The 13,536-nt window shown below is 66.6% G+C and carries 10 protein-coding genes and 1 pseudogene; 1 reads left to right on the top strand and 10 read right to left on the bottom strand.

Annotated elements, in window-relative coordinates; genetic code table 11:
- Nucleotides 1–145 precede the first annotated feature (145 nt).
- The gene (locus ACFYMO_RS17495; protein ID WP_164181776.1) at nucleotides 146–1,018 is read left to right on the top strand and encodes a helix-turn-helix transcriptional regulator; all 873 of its coding nucleotides are present in this window, start codon (nucleotides 146–148) and stop codon (nucleotides 1,016–1,018) included.
- A 38-nt stretch (nucleotides 1,019–1,056) separates the two neighbouring features.
- Here ACFYMO_RS17495 and ACFYMO_RS17490 read toward each other — a convergent pair.
- The 10 genes and pseudogenes from ACFYMO_RS17490 to ACFYMO_RS17445 all read right to left on the bottom strand — a co-directional run.
- Nucleotides 1,057–1,247 (bottom strand): annotated as a pseudogene (locus ACFYMO_RS17490) (transposase family protein); the annotation flags it as partial.
- 455 nt (nucleotides 1,248–1,702) lie between these two features.
- Complete coding sequence (locus ACFYMO_RS17485) at nucleotides 1,703–2,875, bottom strand: NotI family restriction endonuclease (RefSeq protein WP_164181774.1); 1,173 nt, start codon at nucleotides 2,873–2,875, stop codon at nucleotides 1,703–1,705.
- A 3-nt stretch (nucleotides 2,876–2,878) separates the two neighbouring features.
- Nucleotides 2,879–3,931 (bottom strand): DNA-methyltransferase, encoded by a 1,053-nt coding sequence (locus ACFYMO_RS17480; RefSeq protein ID WP_388547227.1) that lies wholly within the window; start codon nucleotides 3,929–3,931, stop codon nucleotides 2,879–2,881.
- 491 nt (nucleotides 3,932–4,422) lie between these two features.
- Entirely contained in the window at nucleotides 4,423–5,052 is a 630-nt protein-coding gene (locus ACFYMO_RS17475) for an HAD-IA family hydrolase (RefSeq protein WP_164181770.1), read from the bottom strand.
- Between the two features lie 282 nt (nucleotides 5,053–5,334).
- Nucleotides 5,335–6,570 carry an MAB_1171c family putative transporter gene (locus ACFYMO_RS17470; protein WP_164181768.1) on the bottom strand — a complete coding sequence of 412 codons (1,236 nt, stop codon included), beginning with the start codon at nucleotides 6,568–6,570 and terminating at the stop codon, nucleotides 5,335–5,337.
- 94 nt (nucleotides 6,571–6,664) lie between these two features.
- Nucleotides 6,665–7,123: a hypothetical protein gene (locus ACFYMO_RS17465; RefSeq protein ID WP_388547223.1), complete on the bottom strand. Its 459-nt coding sequence runs from the start codon at nucleotides 7,121–7,123 to the stop codon at nucleotides 6,665–6,667.
- Nucleotides 7,124–7,696: 573 nt separating this feature from the next.
- Nucleotides 7,697–8,203: a topology modulation protein gene (locus ACFYMO_RS17460; RefSeq protein ID WP_164181764.1), complete on the bottom strand. Its 507-nt coding sequence runs from the start codon at nucleotides 8,201–8,203 to the stop codon at nucleotides 7,697–7,699.
- A gap of 43 nt (nucleotides 8,204–8,246) precedes the next feature.
- Entirely contained in the window at nucleotides 8,247–9,266 is a 1,020-nt protein-coding gene (locus tag ACFYMO_RS17455; protein ID WP_164181762.1) for a thiopeptide-type bacteriocin biosynthesis protein, read from the bottom strand.
- Nucleotides 9,248–10,474 carry a lanthionine synthetase C family protein gene (locus ACFYMO_RS17450; RefSeq protein WP_164181760.1) on the bottom strand — a complete coding sequence of 409 codons (1,227 nt, stop codon included), beginning with the start codon at nucleotides 10,472–10,474 and terminating at the stop codon, nucleotides 9,248–9,250. Before ACFYMO_RS17450 ends, ACFYMO_RS17455 begins: the two co-directional genes overlap by 19 nt.
- The gene (locus ACFYMO_RS17445; RefSeq protein WP_164181758.1) at nucleotides 10,471–13,533 is read right to left on the bottom strand and encodes a lantibiotic dehydratase; all 3,063 of its coding nucleotides are present in this window, start codon (nucleotides 13,531–13,533) and stop codon (nucleotides 10,471–10,473) included. Before ACFYMO_RS17445 ends, ACFYMO_RS17450 begins: the two co-directional genes overlap by 4 nt.
- Between the last annotated feature and the right edge of the window lie 3 nt (nucleotides 13,534–13,536).

Below are 13,536 nucleotides of genomic sequence, written 5' to 3'. Positions count from 1 at the left end.
AGGTCCCCCAGGGCTAGGCACCGTAGAATTGGGCCTGATCAACAGGTGCGATACGGAAACGTACGTCAGTTTCGAAAATGCATCAACCCTGGCTTACAGTTGACCCCGACACCGAGCCCATCGCCACCTCGCACCAGGAGTCCCAGTGCCCCCTCGTCAGTTCGACGGCAGCCTCGTGCGTGCTGTCCGCCGACGCAGGGACATGCACCAGAGGCAGCTGGGCGAACTGGTGGGGGTCAGCGGCGCTACCGTCGCACGATGGGAGTCCGGGAACGACTTCCCCAAGGGCGAGAAGCTGCCAGCGATCGCCACGGCGCTCGACGAACCACTCGACGAGCTGTTCCCCCACGACGGGCCGCCGGACCTACAACTCCTGCGCTGTGACGCCGGTCTCAGCGTGGCGGAGGCCACCGAAATCATCGGCGCAAGCCGGGGACCGGTGAGCAACGCCGAGTCCGGGCGGCGCAGGCTCAACGCCAGCTATGTAAAGCCGCTGGCGGCGGCGTACGGGGTGACCGAGGAAGAGCTGCTCGCGGCGCAGGACCGCTCATTCGGCATTCGCACCGCTGCCTCACATGGTGATCAAGAGGCCGCGCCTCGCACGATCGGGGAGAAGATCAACTTTCTCCTGCAGTACGGCTCCACCGACGAGGAGACGCTCTCCGACGCGGAGATCGCGCGACTCGTCAACGAGCATGCGCCGACCGCAGCCGTCACCGCCGAGGGCATCGGCGAGCTACGCGACGGAACCGAAACCGCGGCATCCGATGAAGTGCGCGCCGGCCTGGCGCACGCCTTCCAGGTCCCCTCCTGGCTGTTCGGCGATGACGCCGAACTAAGTCCCGTCGTCCAGGAGTTCCTGGAGGCTGTTCGCTTTATCGGCTCGATTCACCAGGGGCACATCCTCGGCCTGGCCGCACGCGGCAGCGAGATCCTCTCCCGGAGATCGATGGCCGACATCAACAGGCTCGTGGGAGAGCTGCGGCACGCTCTGTCCGAGGTTCAAGACAAAGAGTGAGCCTCGGTCTGGGCTAGCCGGACGCAGGGTGGGGAGGCAATCCCGAAGCCGACGGCGAGCCGGGCGTAGGTGTCCCCGCGCCGTAGGTGGGCCAGGACCAGCAGGGCCTGTCGCCCGGCCGGGAGCCGACGCCACCGGGTGCCCCCGTTCGCGGCGCCGGGCGGCCAGCGCTCGGTAAGAACCTGAGGCTGGCGCTGGACAGATCGAGGCTGGCTGGGTAGCCAAGCACGCGGCAGCTCCTAGACGGACAGGTGGTCTTGGTCGACAACCCGTCCACCAGGAGCATCCGTGCGCCTGGCCCCCGCCCGCACCATCAACTCCCGTGCCGGGCAGGCAGGATGGAAGAGGCCCCTTGGCGCGAGTCTCGAACGCTTGGCCTGGCCCAGACGACGAGGAACTGGCACGAGCTCGTTTTCGGGGCCCTATCTGGAGCTGCCCCGCTGGCCACCTTGGACGCGGTCCGAACGGCAACGCTCCTCGTCGGCAACCGCATCACCCCAGCCGCGCGAGGAGCTGACAGTATTGCCCGCCGGGTCATTGGAACAATGGCCCCTCAGTCGGCGCGGCGGGGCGTGAGCCCCACCGTTCGGCCATTCCACCGGTATTGGACAACCTTCGAACCGCCTCCCACGCCGTGGCCAGCCGTTGCCTCCGGCATCGAGCACGATGCAGCCGCGGCTGACCTCACAACTTGGTCTGTCCTGGGGAAACACCGCTCGCCTTGCTTGGCCTGCCCTTCGGGGCGGGCCGAAGCTCCGGAAGGTACTTAGCCAGCCGAAGTGTGATCGTTTCGCGGAGGCGGCCGACGGACCCACCGCTAGCCAGGGCAGCTTCCGGTGAAACGTCCAAGGTGTAGTGGCTGAGGGTGGCTGCGTCGGTTCCGATCACTCGCCAAAGGTTCAGCGCATTGGGCGTCTGCGTCTGAGACTGTTCGACGTCGAACACATAGATCCATGCGGGCGGATTGTCATCGGGCTGATGTCCGTCCTGCACCAGGCGCCAGGTGCCGTCCGTGTGCTGTATCAGGTCAGGGCGGCCCAGATGCCGCTGCCAACTCTCCCAGACCGCACGCGGGATTGCGAAGATGCATCCTGCGGAGGCATCGTGCGCACCGATCTGAAACTTGAACATCATTTGATAGAAGGTGCGCTTGAAGGCGTTCGCGATGTTGGGGCCTTCAATGCCTTCCGCAAGCCACTGCGGGTGGCTAGCCACGCTTTCTCCGAACTCTCCCTTGTGCGCGTGACGCGCCCAGCGAAGGAGTTCGACCGACTTCCTGTATGTACCGTGGAAGTCCATAGTCTGGATCTCGAAAATCCCGTATCGACCCACAGCTAGCGAACCATTGGAGTCCGGGAGCAACTCGATCATGGTTGCATCGAAGGAGAATTCCGGAGATCGATCCGTGGGGCTGATGGAGATTTCCCCACCTAGCTTGTTCTGAAAGTAGACGATCGACGCCTTTTTTTCGGCGACCCGCTTGCGCAAGTCGTCGGCCACCTTCTTGTCAGCAAGAACAGTAGCCGCGATGATCTTTACATCATCGCCCGCCGTGTACCCAAAGAGTCGATGGGCCGCGTCTTGTAGCATCGAGTCATCCAGAGCGCGGAACGGACATGCCAGCCAGTCCTGACGCTTGCCGTTACTCGTGCTGCTAATCGTGCAGACACCCTTAGAGTTCTTCTGCTTGACGCAGTCGGTTTTCTTACCGGTCGCCCTCGTAATAAACGGGCAACGCTCGGCCTCTTGGTCACTAAGGCTCTCCGGCGTCTCTGCAACAACCGGGAAAACTCGATGCCCGAACCACTCGCCGATAACGTTGTTCGCCGACTTGTTCCCGGCGCCTCCCCCAGACAACTATTACTCCCCTGTCTCGTTGCTTTCGTCGAACGTGAGTTGCCCCTGCGAAATTGCAGCTTCCGCATTCTTTACTGCGGCTTGCTGGAAAGATTCCGTAAGTTCAAATCCGATCGCGTTACGCCCTGTCGATGCAGCCACAGAGAGCGACCTGCCAGTCCCGCAGAACGGGTCAAGCACGGTGCCCCCGGGAGGGCAAGAGGTTAGAATTCGTGGCTTGATGAGATCGATGGGGAACGTAGCCGAGTGGCCGTCAGAGCCGGAACGGGCTCCGACCTTGACCACGTCGGCTGCACCATCCTCCGCCTCATCGACGTCGTAGTAGACGACATCTTGCGCACCGCTCTCGACTTCTTCGAAGTCGTAGTAATACTTGGCGCGACCTTCCTTCGGGCGCTTCACGAAGTGGAAGAAATGTTCGTGAGTCAGTCGGAGGCGGTCCTTTTCCGGCCGAGGGGGAACATTCGGCTTATGCCAGATCAGGTCATTACGCAAGATCCACCGGAGGTCCTGCATGGCGATGGCGAAGCGGGCGGGGATCAGAAGCATTTGCTTCTCTTGGCGAAACCCACCCATCGGGGTGCGTCGCCGCGACCGCGGGTTGTCGCCGAGCCCTTGCCGGCCGTCGTGGCGAATGCTGGACCATCGAGCGAAGTAGGTGTCCCCGATGTTGATCCACATACTTCCGCCCGGCTTCAGGGCCGGAGCGCCTCGCTGGAGGATCTCGACGAGGTGACCAATGAACCACTCCGGCAGTGGCTCCAACCCGAGCACCCCGCCGTGCTTCCGATACCACTCGTAGGGTGGCACATCCGTCTGCACTCGCGAGCTGTCCTCGGCAAGCCACTCCTTGAGGATCTCCTCATTGTGGTCCAGGCCATAGCTGCGGAGGCCCCAGTACGGAGGGGACGTGATCAGCAGGTCGATGGACTCTGGAGGAAGGTCCGCCATGAGGTCGTAAGCATCCCCGCGGTGGACCTCAATCCGGGCATCGCTCGGGCCGTCGTTCGCCTCGGGCGTTGTGCTCTGAGTCATCTCTTCTACCTGTGCTACCACGCATGCAGCCTAGAGGGTTGGCGAGGTGGAGGCGAACAAGTCGCCCTGAGACGGAGTTGAGCCGTAGCGCGGGTCTTCCTCATACGAAGAGTCGTCGCCCGATGTCGCAACCACCGCGTCTACACCCCTCACTGATCGCGACGTGCGACGCATCGCACGGACTCTCGGCACTCTGCGGCTCCGGCGCTGCCAGTACGTAACCCGCCGTCGGATTGGTGACCGTCACAGTGACCGTCGTGTCGGCACTCTCGTCGGCTGGAGTCGCCGGAGCGGTGATCTCGGTCCGCACCGCCACGTGGGCGCTCATCTGGGATTCGGCGACGACTGTGACCAGTAACCCCGCCAGTAGCGGGCGGGTGCAGTTCCTTTGCGGTACTGCCGCCTTGCAGGCGCGCCCGAGGACCCCTGACCGCCTATCGCTGATCGGCTCCGGCCGGCCACCACATGTTTCGGAGCCGAAGTCCCTTCGTGCGGACAGCATCGACGCCGATCTATGAAGCGCCCAGGTCGACGTCGAACAGCTCGGACAGGGCTGCGACCGTCTGCTTCGGGTCCTGGTTGTGCACTCCCGCGAGGCCGAGCTGCTCCGCTGCCTGGACGTACGCCTCGGTGTCATCGACGAAGACGCACTCTTCGGCAGGCAGGTCCATCAGCTTCAGCGTGGCCTCGAAGAGCTGGGCGTCGGGCTTGCGCATCATGTGGTGCTCGCTGATGACGACGACGTCGTACAGCTTCTCCAGCTCGTAGCCGGCATACAGGTCCCACGGCTCCAGGCCCACGGAATTCGACAGGATGCCGACCTTGATCCCGGCCCGGCGGGCTGCGGCGGCAGCGTCGATCAGCAGCGGCTCAGGGCGGAGGTCGCCGAAGATCCTCCCCATCAGCCCGTCCGTAGGCACATTCAGCATCCTGCCGGCGAACTCGTTCCACTCGCGCTGGGACACCACTCCGCGTTCCAGATTGCTGGTGATCCGGACGCCCTCCGGGTCCTTGTACAGGGCAGTGAGGCAGGCCCCCTGGGGAAGCCCTTCACGCTGCTCGAACGCCAACACAGCGGGCAGCAGGGGGGTGGTGAGAACGCCTCCGAAATCAAGAATGAGGCCGGTACGGCGGTTGGACATGCGGGGAACTCCATTGCTGAGATTTCGGACGCCTATCCAGACCGGACAGCGTCACGGACCCGGCGTACATGGCGGTCACAGAATCTGCGCATCGCAGGCCAGGAAGTGCACTTACAGGGCGGAGCAGAACCTCTTTGTCCGCCTTGCCCACGGTACCAGTCGCGACCGCACGCTCGGTGGTGCCGAATCTCACGCAAGCCTTACAAGATCGCATCTCTGAGTGACAGGGCGCACACGCCGAAAACACGGATACGGCAACCCGGAACACACCGTGCTCCAGAACTACCGCCGAGATTCCGATTCCAACTTCTCGGAGTCATGAAGAACTTCTCGCGCTTGGTCGCCGGTGATCTGCGTGTAGGCCGTGCTGACTCGCACGTACCACGCAGCTTCACTTTCGGTGTCCACGAACGGCTTGTCTCTCATCAGGGTGGCCGAAGACGGCCTGACGGACTCCGCGTTAACGGCGAGCAGGCCAGCCTTTATCCAGTAAGCCTCCGCAGCAGGCTCGGGATCGGAGTGTGGGGACGCCTTGTCCTCCGCAGCAAACATCAAGTCGCTCGGCACGTAGTAGCGCAGTTTCTCGCAGGCGTCGGAGATATCCTGCGTCCATCGGTCCAAGCGAACATCAATGGGGACGCGAAACTGCAAAAGTTCCGTGATCCGTCGGCCGGGAGGGTAAAGGCTTGTTCCGGGAAAAGCCTCGACTAGATCGAACCAGAGCGGATAGATCAAGTTCAGGGTTCGAAACGTCTTCCATCGCGCAGCAGCCGCGCGGGTCGTCGGGATGCTCGCCCCTACTGCGACGATAACGAAAAGGAGATTCATCCAGATCGCAGTGGCATCGACCAGGAATCGCACCGTCGATTGACTGAGAGGGAATATTACGGCACTCCACAAGATAGCGATTCTAGCTATCGTGTGAACGAGCCCCATCCACATCGCGAAACCCATCAAACCGAGCCCGATGCGCATGCTTGTGCTCTCAGCTCGGCGTGCCGCCCTCGTCCACTGATAGCCGCATACGGCGGTGGTGACTAGCGGAAAGAAATAGAACACGGTCATGTAGACCGCCACGCCCCATTCTCCCGCATGGTCAACGAGGAAGTCCTCGCTCGGCCGATCTCGTTGGACAACGGTAAAGAAGAGGATCGCGAGCAGCACCACGCCGACGGCTCCGGCCTTGTACGACGCTCGGGCGATCCACCGTGAGAACTCCACGTGCCTGGGCACGACCGCCTCAGCGGTCTTGCCGTAGCTGGTGGCGACATAGGTCAGAGCCGCCATGATCGCCGCCGTGCTGGCAAAGTGCCGGAGCAGGGCGCTGAGATCGACCACCGGAATACGATCGACCGCGTCCATTGCTGCTGGGGTGTACAGACACAGGGCCACTGCAAATCCGGCGTAGCCGCCCCAGAGCGCCCTACGATGCGCATCGCCATATCTGACAGCCGGGAAACGCCATATGGATATCAGCGTCATGACTGCCGCAGTGAAGTACTTGAAGAAGTCGAACACGGAATCAGTCGATCTATAGGTGCCACACCTGTCGCCGCTCACGGGCCCTGCAGAGTGCAGACTTGGTCAGTGCGAGATTGCGGATCGTATGGAGCTACCGCCGACGTCGCGGCGGGGCAACCGGATGCGCCAACGAATACTCCAACAGGCTGATCACGTCGTCTCCGGTGGCAGACTGGCGACGCGCTAGGCGCTTGATCAGTGACGCTGAAAGCTCAGCCTGCTTCTCCTCGTGGCTGTCGAAATCGACGCGTGCTTGGATGAGGGCTGATGGGTAGCGCCGAAGCACTTCTTGCCGGATGCGCTCAGGGACGTAGCGCTCGATTTCAACGGCCGTCAGAGAGGTGCCGTGATCCATCCACTCATGCGCGATCTCATGGAGGATTATGTGTTCTGTTTGGTTTCTGCTTGAGCGGCGACGATAGAGAATGATGGTTACCTCCGGCGTTTTAACCCGAAGGCCGCACGCTGTCCCTAGGCCCCCGTCGGGGTCGTCCAGTGGGACCAACTGAATCTGACGCCCCAGCGCGCTTTCCATATTGCTCACAAGCATCTCGACGCTGAAGGGGGTTGGTATAGGGAGATCGGCGAGCTTCCTCTCGCATTCCCTCACAAGGGCGCGACGTGAAGGACCCCTACGCCAACGCATAGTCGCTCCATTCTCACTGCAAACCCCATACCTCAACGCGCGTACGCGAGGCGCTGGCAGGCTGGAGCCCGCATTCGATGCGCACGGTGCCAGACCGGCACGCACTGTCCGCGCCTAAGCGTACAAGGGGCATTACGTGATCTCGCCGGAGGGTCATGTTGCGAAGGTCACCCCGCGCCATTCGACATTATCGTTCCAAGATCAAAGGCGGCAGGCACACGTAACAATCGATCTTGGATTCGTTCTCTGGGATGATGCGCTCCGCGCACGGTGAGCGCATCCCATCACGCATGTCTGTGCCCAATCAATTTGATGTCCCGCCGCTAAGCGCCCCCCTCAATCACCTAGTTGAGGGGAAGGCGCGTGAACAGAGCGCTCCGCGTTGCCTATTGCGGGCTGCGCCCGTGGGACATGGACCGTCTGTACGGCGTATCCGGGTTCCACTTGAGGCCCGGGGCGTGCATAGAAGGGGCAACGTCACTGCTCACCAGCCACCCTTCGCAGCCAGCGGTGCGTCTGGCGCCGGTTTGCCAGCAGCACCACTTCGGCGCCCGAGTTGAACTCGTTGATCTTCGCCATCACGCGGGGGCGCATCATGCGCCGGTACGTGGCGACGTACTTGATCACGCCCCAGTGAATGCGGTTATGCACCCCGTTGCCCTTGTGCCCGGCTCCGTGCCGGACCTGCCGGGAGAAGATCCCGTACAGCGCCGCCACGGTCGACACGTCCATCAGGACCACTGTGTCGCAAGCTTCGAGCCGTACCTGCAGCGTCGAGTTGTAGTTGCCGTCGATCACCCACCGCGGCTCCGCGACCAGCTCGCTCTGCACTCGGGTGAACTCGTCCATGGGCAGCGCGTTCCACTCGTCGTCGTAGAACACGGCATCCAGGTGCGTCACCGGGGCATTGAGAATCCTGCCGAGCTGGCGGGCCACGTGGGACTTGCCGCTGCCTGCGCAGCCGACGATGGCGACCTTCTTCATGGTGCTCCAGCGTAGAGACAACAAGTGCTGGGTCGTAGCGTCGTCATACTCCCTGGCTCCCCTGGTGATCGACGCCGTGCAGGATGGCCGCCCGGGCTGCCCAGGCCAGGATGCTCTGCCCTCGCATGGACAGGCCCAGCCGGTTCCAGTGGAAGATCACGTGGTAGCTGAGCACCTGCCGTAGGCCGCGGTCCAGCGTCCCGACCTGTACGGCACGGCGAAGTTCTTGCCCCGTGCTGCGGAAGGCGCCGACCCACTCGGAGACGGGCTCCAGCAGTCCGCCGGGGCGCAGCAGGACGTCGCTGTCAGCGAAGAGCAGGGGCCGGATCTCTTGGGCGCGGGCGTCGAGCCGGTCCCCTGGGACGTCGCCGACGGCCGAGCGGTGCTCTTCCGTGATGACGCGATGCCAGACGTCCCCCTGCTCGTACCACTCCAGGCCGGCGGCGCGCATCATGATCGTGCAGAGGAGAACAGACAGCTCGCGCGGCCCCACAGCCAGGTCCCCACGTTGTCTGAGTTGCGCCGCCTCTCGGCTGTCGGTGATGAACAGGGCGTGCGCGGCCGTCATGCTGGCCTCGCCCCCGAATGCCGCAGTCTCGGGCTCGTAGATCCCGGGCCACCAGCGCGCGAGGTGCCCGTCGGCCACAAGGCGGTGCAAGCCGAGTCGGTCCAAGCCCTCCGCGGCGCCGATCTTGGCGCCGATCCCCGGCCGGACGCGGAGACGTAGACGCCAGCAGGGGTGCTTCCTGGTGTACCACCAGCCGCCGATGAGGCCGGCGGTCTCCGCCTCTTGGAGCAGGGGCAGGACGTGCGCGGTGAAGGTCTCGTCGGCTTTCGTCCAGTCGGTGAAGTGGAGGTACACCTGCCACCAGTCGTCCGTGGAAGCGTGCCGGGCCAGGGCCTCCCGGCCGGCCTGGTCGTAGACCGCCAGGGCGTCGGACAGGGTCGTCGGTTCCATCCCGTGCTGGGCTGCGACTTCGGGGATCGGCAGGCTGGTGAGGGCGGCCGTGACCGCGCGGTGGATCGGGCTCGGCTCCGTCGAGATCAGTTGATCAGCAGACATGCGTCCCATCCGGTGTTCGGGGCCTGCTGCGAGGCGTGGGTGGTCAGGGCGAGCGCGGTGCCGGCGTCACCGTTGATCAGGCCGGGCTCGGGAAGGCCGGGCCGGGCGCTCGTGGCGAGGGTGTCGCCGAGGCTTCTCGGGAGGGCCTGGAGGCGAGGGTCGACGGCATCAGCGGCGGCGCGGGTGGCGGTCTGGTAGATGCCCGCCCAGCCGTGGCACAGGCCCGAGTCAGTGACCTGCGCGAGCTGTTCGGGGTCGGTCAACGCCCGGTACAGGGCGTCCTCGTAGAACGCCTGGACGTCGGGAGCGTGCAGGGCGAGTCCGGCGAGTTGCCCGGCTCGCGCGATTCCGGTGGTTCCGTAGCACCAGCTCGGCCGGGCGGGAGCGTCGTGGTGGGGGCGCCCGAGGTCGAAGTCGCGGCGCGAGATGTGCTCGGGCCACCAGGGACCGGAGGGGCTGAGCTGGCACCAGGTATCGAGGTGTTCGCAGATGCTCCAGATGGCTTCGCGGTGGCCGCCGACGGTGATGCCGCGGCGCATGGCCTGGGCCAGCAGAAGGAGCGGGCCGGTGATGCCGTGGGCTGCGCCGAAGTTGCCGTGGCCGCCCGGAAAGTGGGGGGATTCGCCGCGGGCGGGGTCGTGGCGGACCCACCAGCCCGGCAGGCCGCGGCCGTCGGGTGCGAGGGGGCGGGTCAGGGCGACGAGGTACTTCAGAACTCGTTCGAGGGGGAGCCCCTCGGGGTCGGTGCGCAGGAGGTACGCCCCGATGCCGGTGAGGCCGTAGAACAGGTCGTACTCGGCGAACGCGGGCAGGTCGCCCTTGCGGATACGGGTGAGCGCGGCGTCCACGCGGCGGTGGGTCAGGTCAGTGATGTGCTGGTGCAGGGTCCGCCGCGCCGGTTCGTACAGGTGCTGGAAGGACGGCGGGACAGTGGTGAGGACGAAGCCGAGGGCCGGGGCGCCGAGGAACAGTCCCGCAGTGTCGGCCGCGCTGATGTGGCCGGCCGCCGCGGCGGTGATCCACCGGTGGGCGGGGCGCCAGGAGCCGCCGTGACGGCTGACCGTCTCGATGTGCAGCAGGCTGATCCCGGCGGCGCCGTCGGCGAGGGACTGCACTGCCCACGGCTCGTCCGGAGGCGGGGGAGCGGGTTGGGCGAGGTGGGCGGTGTACTGCTCCAGGATCGCGGTGGTAGCGGCCAGCGCAGTCATCGAGCCGCCCTCCGGTGCTGGAGGGCCGCGGTTCGTACGAGCCGGATGGTGGTCTCCTCGGCGCGCGGGTCAACGCCCAGGGCCCGGACGTGGTGCTGGTGCAGGAGCGACCGGGCGACGTCGAGCGGGTCACGGTGGTCGGTCAAGGCCGTCCGGTAGGTGTCGACGGCGGCGGCGCGGGCCCGCCACGCTTCGACGACCGCAGGGCCGCCGGGGAGGGCCGCGAGCACGGAGTCGCCATTCGGCGCGGCGAGTTCGAGCACCTGGGCACGCAGGGCCCGGTTCAGCCGTCCCGTGCCCTGGGGGAGGTTGCGCACCAGCCACTCCTCGGCCGCCGCGGTGTCCGGCGCCAGGGGGGCGACGAGGTGCAGGGCGCTGGCCGCGGCGAGGGCCTGCGGGGCGAGCGCGTCGGTGCGCTCGGTGAGCTGGATCTGCGCGAGGGCGACGGCGGAGTCCGCGGCGAACACCCGGTGCGCGGCGTCCATGGCTGTCCCGTGGCCGAACCGCCCGGTCTGCGGCTGGTAGGGAGCCAGGACGAGCCCGGCCGCCAGACCGGTCCCGTGCAAGCTGTCCGCCCACCTGCGGACGTGCTGGGCTGCTGCCCCGTACGCGTCGGGCGGCAGGTGCAGCGTGAGGTCGAGGTGCTGGTCGGCGTCCGGGCGGGCCATCTCCCGGTGCCGGGTGAACCACCAGAGGGGCGGGGCGTCGCCGAACGCGGCGAGGAGGCTGGGCAGGCGGCGGCTCAGGATCTCGTCGTAGCGGCGCGGGTGGGCGTGGAGCTGCGCGAGGAGGACGTCGCCGGCGCCCGGAAGGTGCCGATCGGGGGCCGCTGACGGGGCTGTGCGCGGCCGGGGTACCTCGGCGGCCGGCTCCGAGCGGCCCAGGGAGAGCCAGATCTCGTGTGCCCGCCCGATCCAGCCGTGGGCGTCTGCGTCCGGTAGCTCGCGTAGTTCCAGGCGCCGGGTGTTGTCGAGGTGGGCGCGTAGTACCCGGAGGTGGACCGGGTGGGACAGGTCGAGGGGGAGGCGCTGGTCGTACTCGATCATGGCGACCTGCTCCGGGGCCCGCAGCCGGTCCCGCCAGGCGGCGAAGGCGCTCTCCCACTCCTGGATCGAGGCTTTGCGGCCGGGCAGGTCGTCGGCCATCAGCAGCCATCGGGCCTGCGTGAGGATGGTGCGGCGGTAGCGCACCCGCGGGAGGAACGGGAGCCGGGAGCCGGCGCCGAAGTCGAATGGCTTGTAGGCGGCGAACCGTCCATTGGCTACTTCGGCGAGGAATCGGGCGAGCGGCGGGGTCTGCGTGCCGCCTTCCAGGGCGTGCAGGACCCGGACGTCGATGCGTCGGCCGGTGGAGAGTTGTACGAGGTGGAAGCTGCGCGGGTCGACGGTGACGGCGATGTCGGCGAGCGGGATCGTCGTCGCGTCTGTCTCCTGGTGGCCGGACAGCTCGATGACGTGGGGCAGCAGCCGCAGCGTGCGGGTGACGTTCTCGTTGCGGTGGCGGCGCGGTGGGAAGACGAGCTGCGCCGTGAGGCTGTTCGGCGCTCCGTGGTACGTGGCGGCGAGCGCGTCCTGATGCTCGGGCGGCAGGGCGTGGGCGAACCGGCCGGCCATGCTGCTGCCGGGCCGGGGGACCGCGGTGAGGAGGATGTCGAAGGCGCCACTGGAGAGTGCCCGGGTGCTGGGGGAGTGGACTTCGAAGGCGACCTCCACCCGGGGTACGAACAGCCGCTCGTCCTTCCCGGCAGCCTTCTCCAAGGCGTCGACCATGTCGTCCGTCAACCGCAGTTCACGGCCGCCGTCGAGGAGAACCTGCTGCATCATCGCGAGCAGCAGTTCGTCGCGGTCGGTGCGCACCTTCAGGGCGGCTCCGCGTTCGGAGCCGACGTATCCGGCGGGCAGGCCCAGGCCGCTGTCGGCGACCAGGTCCATCACCGGCACCAGGGCGCCGACGCCGTACCGGGCCCGGAAGCGGCGGTGGTAGTCGCGCCAGTGCTGGTAGCCGTAGGGCTGCGGGGTGGTGCGGTAGAGGGCCGAGACGGCTGCTTGCGCTTCCGCGATCACGGCCTGCGGGAGCGTGGTCTCGCAGTCGAGGGCGGTGTCAATGAGCAGCGGTGTCGGCGTGACGGGGGTGAGGGCGCGCATCCGCGTGGCGACGGTGCTCACGCTGGTGTCGGAGAGGGTCGGCTGGTGCGCGGACAGCTCGTCGCGCAGGGCGTACAGCTCGTGGACCAGGTCCCGCACTTCGGGGATGTTGTCCGCTTGGAGCCGGTCCAGTTCGCGGCACAGGTGCTGGAAGGCGTCCACGGTGGTCATGGGGGCCCACAGGCTGGTGATGAGGAACTGCTGCTCGACCAGGCTGGCGAGAAGTGCGTCGATCTTCTCCGGAGTGGCCTGCGGAAAGCGGGCGCGCAGGTCGCCGTGGAGACCGCTGTATGGGATGGGGGTGTAGGCCGCGTCCACGGCGGCGGCCACCGGCCGGGCGTTGCGGACGGATATCTCGACCGGAGCCAGGAGGACGGCGTGACCGTCGGAGGGCGGGCCCGGCGCCACGAGCCGGTCACCGCGGGCGCGGGCGGCGTTGTTGGCGACGAGCGGTAACCGCTTCAGCAACGCCGGGGTGCGCTGGAGCCGGAGGACCATGTCGGTGACCCATTCGGCGTCCGGCCGGATCACCGCACGGTGCTTGTCGCGCCACCGTGCGCTCGCCCGGGGCCCGACGGACACCGGGGCGGTGCCGGCGAACAGGCCGTGCGGTGTCGGCCGGTGCTGCCACCGAAGGAGGTAGGAGACCGTCGACAGTGCGGTGCGGCGGACCTGACGGGGGTCGGTCTGCCGGCCCCGGACGACGGCCTCGATGGCGTCGGACAGGACGGGGGTGGCCAGCTCCAGCGCGCTGCGGAAGTCCTCGCGCTGCCAGATGCGGTTCAGCCATCCGCGGGTGACGGCCACGTTGTCCAGGTCGAGGGTGCGGGGGATGTCTGCCGGCCCGGGGCTGGTGGTGGCGCGCAGCATCGCAACGCCTTGCCACAGGTATCCGGCGGCTGCTCGGGAAGCCATGAG

This window comes from Streptomyces sp. NPDC007025 (assembly GCF_042869455.1).
Lineage (GTDB): Bacteria > Actinomycetota > Actinomycetes > Streptomycetales > Streptomycetaceae > Streptomyces.
This window is presented reverse-complemented; position numbering and strand designations above follow the sequence as displayed.

Excerpts from the sequence above, each read along its gene's own strand:
- ACFYMO_RS17475 (WP_164181770.1), bottom strand. The coding sequence starts at position 5,052 with ATGTCCAACCGCCGTACCGGCCTCATTCTTGATTTCGGAGGCGTTCTC.
- ACFYMO_RS17465 (WP_388547223.1), bottom strand. The coding sequence starts at position 7,123 with ATGCTTGTGAGCAATATGGAAAGCGCGCTGGGGCGTCAGATTCAGTTG.
- ACFYMO_RS17460 (WP_164181764.1), bottom strand. The coding sequence starts at position 8,203 with ATGAAGAAGGTCGCCATCGTCGGCTGCGCAGGCAGCGGCAAGTCCCAC.
- ACFYMO_RS17455 (WP_164181762.1), bottom strand. The coding sequence starts at position 9,266 with ATGTCTGCTGATCAACTGATCTCGACGGAGCCGAGCCCGATCCACCGC.
- ACFYMO_RS17450 (WP_164181760.1), bottom strand. The coding sequence starts at position 10,474 with ATGACTGCGCTGGCCGCTACCACCGCGATCCTGGAGCAGTACACCGCC.
- ACFYMO_RS17445 (WP_164181758.1), bottom strand. The coding sequence starts at position 13,533 with ATGGCTTCCCGAGCAGCCGCCGGATACCTGTGGCAAGGCGTTGCGATG.